Raw genomic sequence first — 8,773 nt, 5'->3', positions numbered from 1 at the left:
GCTCAAGTAATCTCTCTCCTTGGGGCGACTGTAAACTCGCCTGAAATTCCGAAACTTAGCTGTCCTCTGGGGCCGCTAGGGATTGGGATAAAGCCTGCACCCTGCGCATAGCGCGGGTGTCGGGTAGTTTACTTTTATCGGACTGGCGGTTGGGGATCCTCGCTTTGTAGGCGGAGAATTTCGGCCTCAATGCGCTGTTGCAAAGCTTTGCCCTCTTCGGAGCGGATCAAGAGCGTAATGCGGTTGTAGTCGGGCACGGTCATACCGTGGCGAGTGATGATCTCGGTCGCGGTGCGGATGAATTCTCGCCGGATTTGATCTTTGCTGGCCGGGTCGTTCGTGGCTTGGGAGCGCTTTTGGGCCTCTTGCCGGTGGGGCTCCATCTCCAAGACGATACGGGCGTACATTGTTACCTGCTCATCGCTCAACACCACAGAGGTGGTGGGGGTTTGAGCCACGGCCAGAGAGACAGTGAGCACAGAGATCCAAGTGCAAACCCAGATCAAACCCACCAGCCCTTTTTGGACCACGCTTTGGATTGGAAATGCCGTCCACCGTCTCCGACTTGCTTTGCCTGACACCGCTGATGTCTCCCCACCCGCCAACTGTTGCTCAGGTTGCCTAGGGTTTTTGTGAGCTTTCGGCCCCACGCCGGTTCAACACTCTGATGAACCCCGCGGGCTTCGATCCTATCTGCTCCTCTCTGTGAAAGCCCAGGGCGTCGTCCACGCTGACAACTGAGCTTGCTTTTCCATTTGACCGAAAACTGGTCTTTAGGTTCCAGTTCCAGTCCCTTTCCAGCCTATCTGACACCCAGAAGGGAGTGGCCTCTGGGATAATGGGGATGAATTGTTGGTTATTGCCCCTATGCATTTGGAACGTCGCCCGGTTTTCCCGTTTACGGCCATCGTCGGCCAAGAGGAGATGAAATTGGCCTTGCTCCTCAACGTGATCGACCCGCGCATTGGCGGAGTGCTGATCATGGGGGATCGCGGCACGGGCAAATCCACCACCATCCGCGCTTTGGCCGACCTGCTGCCCCAGATCGAGGTGGTGAAAGGGGATCCCTTCAACAGCCACCCGCGGCAGCGGGACTTGATGAGCGATCAAGTGTGGGAGCGCCTGCAGGCGGGAGAAACGCTGGAAAGCACTTGGATCCAGGTGCCGATGGTGGATCTGCCCTTGGGGGCAACAGAAGACCGAGTGTGTGGCACTCTCGACATTGAGCGGGCCTTGGCTCAGGGGGTGAAGGCTTTTGAGCCAGGGCTACTAGCCAAGGCCAATCGAGGCATCCTTTACGTGGATGAAGTCAATTTGCTGGATGACCACTTGGTGGATGTGTTGCTGGATGCGGCGGCCTCAGGCTGGAACACCGTGGAACGGGAGGGCATTTCCATTCGTCATCCGGCTCGGTTTGTGCTGGTGGGATCCGGCAACCCGGAAGAGGGGGAATTGCGGCCTCAACTGCTGGATCGCTTTGGCATGTTCGTCCAGATCGAAACGGTGCGAGATGCTGCCCTGCGGGTGCGGATCGTGGAGGAGCGCAGCCAGTTCGACGCCGATCCCCAGGCTTTTTTGGCCAAGTATGCCGATTCCCAGCAGCGCCTGCGGGAGCGCATCGAAAAAGCCCAACATCTTTTGCCCAACGTGGCAGTGGATCCCGACTTGCGCTTGAAGATCTCTGGGGTATGTGCGGCTTTGGAGGTGGATGGGCTGCGCGGAGACATTGTCACCAACCGGTCTGCCAAGGCCCTGGCGGCTTTGGAAGGGCGGAGCGAGGTCACCGTCGCCGATATCCGTCGGGTGATCAGCCTGTGTTTGCGCCACCGCCTGCGCAAGGATCCTCTGGAGACCATCGACTCGGGCTACAAGGTGGAAAAAGCCTTCAGCGAAGTGTTCCAGGTGAGCTTGGAGAGCGCCGCCTAGCCCTCACCCCCCAGCCCCTCTCCCAGGGGGAGTGTGCCCTCACCCCCCAGCTCCTCTCCCAGGGGGAGAGGGGAGTAGGGTGGCTGCTAGCTTGTCGGCAATGGCGGCAATCCAGGTTTGCTCCTGCCGGCTGAAGCTGCGTGGGGTATCGCTCCCCAAAATCAAGCACCCTCGCTGGCCGATGGGCTGGCACAGCACGGCCTGGGATCCGGGGGGCAACAGGCCATCGAACTCGGCGCGGGCCGGGAACAGCTTGAGATCCACCAAATACACGGGCCGCCCCGTCTGCAAGACCCGCTGTAAAACGCTCTTGGGCTGAATGGAGGGCATCTGGCCGGGGTTGGCCAGGATCCCCCGTTGCAGGAGGGTTCGCCCACCCACCCAGATCACCACGGTGCGGGCGGCGGTGGTGCTGAGCAGGGTATGGGAGGCCCAAGCCAGCTCCAGTTTCTCGCTTTCGGAAAGATCGGGATGCCAATCACAGCCGGGGATCCCCTGCAGGGGGGCCGTTTGGGGTGGAAGAGGCTGGATCTGCTGCCACAGCAGGCCGGTCAGGATCAAAACGGCGCTGAGGAGGATCCCCAAGGCATCTGAGCGGGACTGGCTGGTGAGCAATTCCGGCGTAAAGGCCAGTCGATTGATGACCAAGAGGGCGCTGCCCAAAAGGCCGGTCACCAGAGGCAGCCGCCTCACCCAGCGATTGGGATCCCTGGGGGCTGGAGTGGGTTCAACCGTCAAGGCAGGCTAGGCATAACCTAGAGGAAGTAACGGGAGAGAAGGGAGAAGCTGATACATTTACGCTGAACACTGCTGAACATCACTGTTCAACTATGCAGCGATAGCATTCTGTTTGTTTCCAACCAGAATGGCGGTATCCCGCAAAGCTTTGAGTAGAATACCCAAAGCGCAGTTTCCGTGTCGTCTTACTACCAATTTTCTGCTTTGCTTTGGCTACCATGTTGGCAGACTCGAAAGTAAACAGAAAGATCAACTGGTAGTAATCCGTACTGAACATATTATACATTATTTTCAGTATAGTTGAGCTTATTATTGACTAGAGTCATGCTCTTTCCTCTCTGCTCCCTTGAAGATTAAAGAACTGAAGTTCAGTATAAAGCCAACTCAGAGACGGCTCCAAATGCCAAGGCGCTCCTGCTGGGCTTTTTCTTGTAGGCCACCATAGTAGCTGTCGTACTTGATGTTGTGGCTGTAGGGGATGATGCGGGCCAGGCCATTGCGCACCAACATGGCGTTCATCTGATGGCCTTCTAACCAGACATAGGCCTCCACCAAGCCCGTAGCATCTACGTTGCGCAGCAACTTATCCCCTTCCAGCTTGACGGTGCGGTAGAGGATGCGCTCCCGCATCAGTTCAATGGCTTGCTGGTAATAGGGGTTTTCTTCCGGGCTGAGACCCTCGATCCCGGCCAACCGGATTAGGCGCATCTTCTGTTCCCCTTCGATTTGCACCACTAGGGTGTCGCCGTTGACCACCCGCACCACAACCGCATCTGGGTAGCGATCGAAGCGGTGGTTGTCGAAGTAGAACAGGGTATCGGGAACGACCCGGGGCTCTCCAAACCCGTGGCTGGGAAGGACGGGTATGGCCAGAAGCAATCCCAATGCAGCAGAGCCGAGAGCAATACGCTGGAACATGACCTTAATTCCCCACTTTGGACGCAGCCCCCTCTTCTTTTCCCGCCGGGGAGTTTCCGGTGGCAACGCTCAAAGTGTAATGGTAGCGGCAACTCTCCAGAAAACAATCCCACCGCAGATTTGAATTGGCCAGCAGTAGATCCGCCGTTGGTTGGGTTGCCCAAGGCTCCCAGGCGACTGAGCCATTCCTGCTCGCTTTTCTTCAGTTCCCCGGCTCTCCCCGCAATTGCTGGGCAAATTTGTCGGCGAACTTGTCGCTGTCGAAGCGAGCCTGCGCGTTTTGAATGGCTTGGTGAATGCGCCGCTCGGTCGCGTCCGTGGTGCGGAGCACTTTGCACCCATCTCGGGTGTGGGTATTTGGGGTATAGCCGGGCTGAGGGTAAAAGCTTGGAAGCCCTTCTCTACTCTAAGCCTTGAATCACGTTTTTCTTTCTGCTTCTCCCAAGGCGGCTCCGGCGGTCGTTGCCAAGGTATTAAAAGTTCCACGGCTCCTGCTCTCTTTGGGAGACATTCTGAACTCAAAAAGAGGCTCTGGGGTGGTTATTTGTAGAACCCAAGCTACTACGCGGGTACAGCGGGGCAAGTTTCCGGAGAGGTTATCAAGCGCTACACAGAGGCTCAGAAGACAGAGCAAGGGGGCGATTGAGTCCCTTTGGTCACACTCAAGGCTCATATCCATGCTGGCTTACAAGCTGAGGCAGTTTTGAGGGACGCTCTGTAGCTGCTGTCAACCTGCCGTGAACCTAGGACCGCTGAGATAAACGATGATAAAAACAGCAGCTGCTGTTAACCCTCCGGAGTTCGAAGCCTAGGGATCCCCTCCATGACTTCCCAGATTCAGCCCTGCACACGCGAACAGATCTTGAATGGAATGGGCATCACCACCCTGTTTTCGGCTCTCATTGTGGGTCTCTGGATCTGGCTGGGATCCTCCTTTCCCGTGCCGTTTCGCTGGGATCCCCTAGCCTTGGCGTGGGGGGCAGGGCTGGGACTGGGGGTGGCTCTGCTCAGCGGCGGGGTTTACCGGCTCTGGCCAGCCTATCGTCGGGCAGCCACTGCCTACTTACACTGGGTGGCGGATCCCTTGCAGTGGGGAGATATCCTTTGGGTGGGCCTGCTGCCGGGCTGGAGCGAGGAATGGCTGTTTCGCGGTGTGCTGCTGTCAGCTCTGGTGGCCAGCCCCTTAGGGTGGACAGGCGGGATCCTGCTGAGCGGCCTCTTGTTTGGCGCCTTGCATTGGCTGGGATGGCAGGGCTGGCCCTATGCCGTCTGGGCCAGCGGGGTTGGTATCCTCATGGGGATTGGCTTGTGGCTGTCGGGAAACCTGTTGGTCACCATTGTCGCCCACACCCTTGTCAACTGGATTGGGGTTTGTGCCTGGAAATGCTTTTTCTCTCAAGCGGAGCCCTAAAGGATGCAGTTTTCCTGCTCCCCTCTTCCCTTATGGGAAAGGGGTTGCCTGTAAGCAGCGCAGAACCTTGGGCAAGTGCCGCAAATTGAGCTTAACTTACTTGCCGATGCCTTCCTGTCAATGCCCCACCGAGATCTCCTACAACTAGTTTGGGGATCCTTCCCATGGCTGCGCGTGGGGCGATCTTTGCTGCTCGTCGGGCTGGTGGTGTACGGCTACCTGCTCTGGCTGGGCTGGTTTCAATCGGAGCGAATGATCTTTTTGCCTCGTCCCGCCAGCTATCGAGATGGGGACGCCATTCTCAAGCTCACGACCTCTGATGGGCTGCAGATTTCAGCGGTATATCTGCCCAATCCGGCTGCTGCTTATACCCTCCTCTATAGCCATGGCAACGCTGAAGACTTGGGGGATATCCTGCCCCGCTTGGTGCACCTGCAGCAGGCTGGGTTTGCCGTCTTGGCCTACGACTACCGCGGTTACGGCACCAGCGAAGGGATCCCTTCCGAGGCCGGCGCTTACAAAGATATCGAGGCCGCTTACACTTACCTAGTTGCCCAAGGGATCCCGCCGGAGCAGATTTTGGTTTATGGGCGCTCGGTGGGGGGTGGGCCATCGGTTTATTTGGCAGCCCAAAAGCCGGTGGGGGGCGTGATCCTGGAATCCACCTTCGTCACAGCCTTTCGCGTCTTAACCCGCATCCCGCTGCTGCCCTTCGATCGCTTCGATAACCTCAGCCGCATGGCCAAGATCAATTGCCCGCTGCTAATTTTGCACGGTACCCAGGATCGTCTAATCCCCTTCTGGCATGCTGAAGCCCTTTACCAAGCAGCACGGGATCCCAAACGCTTGGTGCCCATCGAGGGAGCCGATCACAACAACTTGCTGCAGGTGGCCAGAGAGCGCTATGTCACCATCCTGCACCAATTCGTAGCCGAGCTGGTGGATCCCAAGCTGCAGGCAGGCTGAGCAGCAACTGCCAATGTTCCCTTCCTTGCGTAACTGGGAGGTCGCGAGCGGGAATAGGAATGGTGGCGTTAACTGGCCTTTAAGCTTTTTGAGCCAGCAATTCTTGCAACAGATTCTGCGCCGTCTCCATAAAGCGCATCACATCGGGCTGATGGCTCCAGATGGGGTCATTTTCAGGAAAAACCTCCAGCGAGAACATACCCTGCACTGTCTGGAGGTAGGGCAGCAGGACGGCATAGCTGGCCTGGCTGAGACCAGACCTCAGAACCTTATCCAAGAGCTTGAGCATCTGCCGTACCAGCTCCCAGCTCACTTTCAAAGGGGGGTAGAGCATCACACAGAGGGGAAACAGCTCCTGCTGGATAGCCGCCATGCTGCCTTCTAGGGCACAGAGGCCCAAGTACACCTGAAACATCTCCACATCGCGGATGCTGGAAATCCGCACGTTCAGATCTGTCAAGGGACCGCTTTCGCAGTGATAGTCCGGAAAACGTTGGGCTACCTCGGCACAAATGGACTCTGCCACGCTGGTAACCAGGGGCAAGAGCTCTTGAATAGCAGCCAAAGGCGCAGAAAAGTGATCGCCTGCCTGGGCGGCAGCGGCCTCGTACATCCTCTGCAAAGGCATGTACAGGTGGTCATCCATGACCTTCAAGTAGGGGTGGAAGAGACCCCGCTCCTGGGGCAGCAGAGCCTGCAGGACCATTTGCCCCGTGTAGTGAAATTGCATGCTTAAAAAGCCAAGTACCCGCGGATCCGGCTTGCTGTAGCGAGCCCGCAGCTGGCCACAAGATGGCGCGATCTTTACCGAAAAGCGGGCTGGTGAGAGGCCCTCCCCACAACTTGCTGCTGCCTTTTCAAATAACTCCTGGGAATCCTCGGCAATTTGCCAGGGATCAATCAAGTCCGGATCCAGCCGCTGCCTCGGTATTTCAGCAGCCAAGAGCCGCTCCGTCTTCGCCCAGGCCTGGGAGCTGGCAAAGCGCAAAGATCCCTTCACCTTGTCAGCTAGAGGGGCGCCTGGCAGCTCGCCCAAGGCAGCCTGTGCCCGTAGCTTGTCTACATATTTTTGCGCCCACAGGGTGGCCAAGCTGCAAGGTGTAACGGTTTCTGCGTCTTGCCTCAATTCTTCCATGGCCTACCTTACGTCAGAGGATCTAGTTTTACCTAGCATACTTCTAGGGGGCTACCGCTGCAGCAAAGAACTTAAGGAACGTTAAGATCCGCGCAGCAATTGTTTACGTTCTGCCTGGGCGCAAGGCGTCAGCGAAGAGGAGGAGCACTCCCTCCTGCCAGCAAGAATCTTAAAATCACCTGCAATCCGCTCGGAAAAGTGGAGTTATGTGGCAAGATCGGGAGGGATCGGGTCGAAAGATCCGGATCCCTGTCTCACCGGATTGAACCCTTTTACGGAGGATCAAGAGCGTATGTCTCTCCGACTTGGCGATACTGCTCCCAATTTCACGCAAAAGTCTACCCACGGCGAAATTGACTTCTACTCTTGGGCTGGAGATAGCTGGGTGGTGCTGTTCTCTCACCCCGCCGATTACACGCCGGTCTGCACCACAGAGCTGGGCACTGTTGCGAAGCTGATGCCCGAATTTGAAAAGCGGGGTGTGAAGGTGATCGCCCTCAGTGTGGACGATGTGGACTCCCACGTCGGCTGGGTAAAAGACATCGAGGAAACCCAGAACGCCACTTTGACCTATCCCATTTTGGCAGATGCAGACCGCAAGGTCTCTCAGCTCTACGGCATGTTGGATCAAACCAACCTCAATCAAGAAGGGCTGCCCCTGACGGTGCGCTCGGTGTTCGTTATTGATCCCAATAAGAAGATCCGCCTCATTCTCACCTACCCGGCCAGCACGGGCCGCAACTTCGACGAGCTCCTACGGGTGATCGATGCCCTACAGCTGACGGATAAGTACAATGTCGTCACCCCTGCCGACTGGAAAGACGGTGACGATGTCATCATTCCGCCTTCGCTGAAAGATCCGGAAGTGCTGAAAGAGAAGTTCCCAAAAGGCTACAAGGAAATTAAGCCCTATTTGCGGGTCACCCCTCAGCCCAACAAGTAGAAGTCTCAGCAATCGAACCTACTTTCGGCTGATCCCTTCTCTGCCGAAGCTGCGCTCCCCTCGATTTGGATCCCCGACCAGGGGATCCTTTTTTATTTCAAGCCAGATTGAGACACTTTCCCTTTAGGAGAGGGGAGTTAGGGATCCCTCATTTTGCAGTTGGGGAAAGTTTATTCTTCAAAGTTTATTCTTCGGGGAAAGAAGCCGCCTCTGCTGCTTTTTTGGCCAGCTCATCTACCGTGAAGTAGCGATGAAACTTATCGGTCACCCGCAACCAGGGGGAACGGCTGCCTTCTTTGCGATAGCGGGTCACAAAGCCTTTTTCCACCAACTCTGCCACGTGCTGATAAGCACCTTGACCGCGCAACTCCACCAAATCGGCTTGCGAGAGCGGGCCACGCAGAATGATTGTAGCCAGGGTACGGGTAGCACCCACCCCAATTTCAGGGGGTAAAAGCTGGTTGGCCAGCTCCAAAAACGGCTCCCGCAACTGCAGGGCAAACCCCTCCTCCACCTGTAAGACCTCCAAGGCAGAATCGCGATGGGCATAGTCTTCCATTAATTCCAGCAGCGCATCGTAGGCTTCGTCGCGACTGCAATGGGCCAACTGGGCCAGGGCCGATAGCTCCAGGGGCTGCCCTTTTAAGTAGAGGATCGCTTCGATCCGATTTTTCAGGGCCAAGACACGCTCCCTCTGACCTTGCCTTTCCGCCAACAAGGGATGCGAAATCGACTT

10 protein-coding genes and 1 pseudogene are annotated in these 8,773 nt (G+C 56.9%); 4 read left to right on the top strand and 7 right to left on the bottom strand.

All coding sequences use genetic code 11. The features are described from left to right. Positions 1-134 precede the first annotated feature (134 nt). Positions 135-479 (bottom strand): DUF4168 domain-containing protein, encoded by a 345-nt coding sequence (locus tag ACVWY9_RS12080; protein WP_414331953.1) that lies wholly within the window; start codon positions 477-479, stop codon positions 135-137. Between the two features lie 388 nt (positions 480-867). Here ACVWY9_RS12080 and bchI point away from each other — a divergent pair, with 388 nt between their 5' ends. Continuing rightward, the gene (gene bchI / locus ACVWY9_RS12075; protein WP_457388571.1) at positions 868-1,926 is read left to right on the top strand and encodes a magnesium chelatase ATPase subunit I; all 1,059 of its coding nucleotides are present in this window, start codon (positions 868-870) and stop codon (positions 1,924-1,926) included. Between the two features lie 39 nt (positions 1,927-1,965). On the opposite strand, the gene ACVWY9_RS12070 is transcribed toward bchI, so the two are convergent. From ACVWY9_RS12070 to ACVWY9_RS12055, 4 genes and pseudogenes are all read right to left on the bottom strand, one after another. Beyond that, positions 1,966-2,664: a cofactor assembly of complex C subunit B gene (locus ACVWY9_RS12070; RefSeq protein ID WP_457388567.1), complete on the bottom strand. Its 699-nt coding sequence runs from the start codon at positions 2,662-2,664 to the stop codon at positions 1,966-1,968. Between the two features lie 90 nt (positions 2,665-2,754). Continuing rightward, positions 2,755-2,938, bottom strand: a pseudogene (locus ACVWY9_RS12065) (hypothetical protein); the annotation flags it as partial. Between the two features lie 110 nt (positions 2,939-3,048). Then, positions 3,049-3,582 (bottom strand): thermonuclease family protein, encoded by a 534-nt coding sequence (locus ACVWY9_RS12060; RefSeq protein ID WP_457388565.1) that lies wholly within the window; start codon positions 3,580-3,582, stop codon positions 3,049-3,051. A gap of 202 nt (positions 3,583-3,784) precedes the next feature. Beyond that, on the bottom strand, positions 3,785-3,913 hold the full coding sequence (locus tag ACVWY9_RS12055) for a hypothetical protein (protein WP_414328685.1): 129 nt from the start codon (positions 3,911-3,913) through the stop codon (positions 3,785-3,787). A 492-nt stretch (positions 3,914-4,405) separates the two neighbouring features. Here ACVWY9_RS12055 and ACVWY9_RS12050 point away from each other — a divergent pair, with 492 nt between their 5' ends. Beyond that, positions 4,406-4,993 (top strand): CPBP family intramembrane glutamic endopeptidase, encoded by a 588-nt coding sequence (locus tag ACVWY9_RS12050; RefSeq protein ID WP_414328684.1) that lies wholly within the window; start codon positions 4,406-4,408, stop codon positions 4,991-4,993. Positions 4,994-5,113: 120 nt separating this feature from the next. After that, on the top strand, positions 5,114-5,959 hold the full coding sequence (locus tag ACVWY9_RS12045) for an alpha/beta hydrolase (protein ID WP_457388563.1): 846 nt from the start codon (positions 5,114-5,116) through the stop codon (positions 5,957-5,959). A gap of 79 nt (positions 5,960-6,038) precedes the next feature. On the opposite strand, the gene ACVWY9_RS12040 is transcribed toward ACVWY9_RS12045, so the two are convergent. Next, positions 6,039-7,094, bottom strand: coding sequence for a hypothetical protein (locus ACVWY9_RS12040; RefSeq protein WP_457388561.1), 1,056 nt, complete (start codon positions 7,092-7,094; stop codon positions 6,039-6,041). A 292-nt stretch (positions 7,095-7,386) separates the two neighbouring features. Here ACVWY9_RS12040 and ACVWY9_RS12035 point away from each other — a divergent pair, with 292 nt between their 5' ends. After that, positions 7,387-8,037 carry a peroxiredoxin gene (locus ACVWY9_RS12035; protein ID WP_414399269.1) on the top strand — a complete coding sequence of 217 codons (651 nt, stop codon included), beginning with the start codon at positions 7,387-7,389 and terminating at the stop codon, positions 8,035-8,037. 184 nt (positions 8,038-8,221) lie between these two features. Here ACVWY9_RS12035 and scpB read toward each other — a convergent pair whose 3' ends face one another. Next, complete coding sequence (scpB, locus tag ACVWY9_RS12030; RefSeq protein ID WP_457388559.1) at positions 8,222-8,719, bottom strand: SMC-Scp complex subunit ScpB; 498 nt, start codon at positions 8,717-8,719, stop codon at positions 8,222-8,224. Between the last annotated feature and the right edge of the window lie 54 nt (positions 8,720-8,773).

The organism is Thermostichus sp. OS-CIW-31 (genome assembly GCF_054060305.1).
The sequence above is the reverse complement of the archived record's forward strand: the minus strand, read 5'-3'. Positions and strand labels throughout refer to the sequence as shown.

Bases quoted from the DNA above. Each gene is read 5' to 3' on its own strand.
- bchI (WP_457388571.1), top strand. From the start codon at position 868: ATGCATTTGGAACGTCGCCCGGTTTTCCCGTTTACGGCCATCGTCGGC.
- ACVWY9_RS12060 (WP_457388565.1), bottom strand. From the start codon at position 3,582: ATGTTCCAGCGTATTGCTCTCGGCTCTGCTGCATTGGGATTGCTTCTG.
- ACVWY9_RS12050 (WP_414328684.1), top strand. From the start codon at position 4,406: ATGACTTCCCAGATTCAGCCCTGCACACGCGAACAGATCTTGAATGGA.
- ACVWY9_RS12045 (WP_457388563.1), top strand. From the start codon at position 5,114: ATGCCCCACCGAGATCTCCTACAACTAGTTTGGGGATCCTTCCCATGG.
- ACVWY9_RS12040 (WP_457388561.1), bottom strand. From the start codon at position 7,094: ATGGAAGAATTGAGGCAAGACGCAGAAACCGTTACACCTTGCAGCTTG.
- ACVWY9_RS12035 (WP_414399269.1), top strand. From the start codon at position 7,387: ATGTCTCTCCGACTTGGCGATACTGCTCCCAATTTCACGCAAAAGTCT.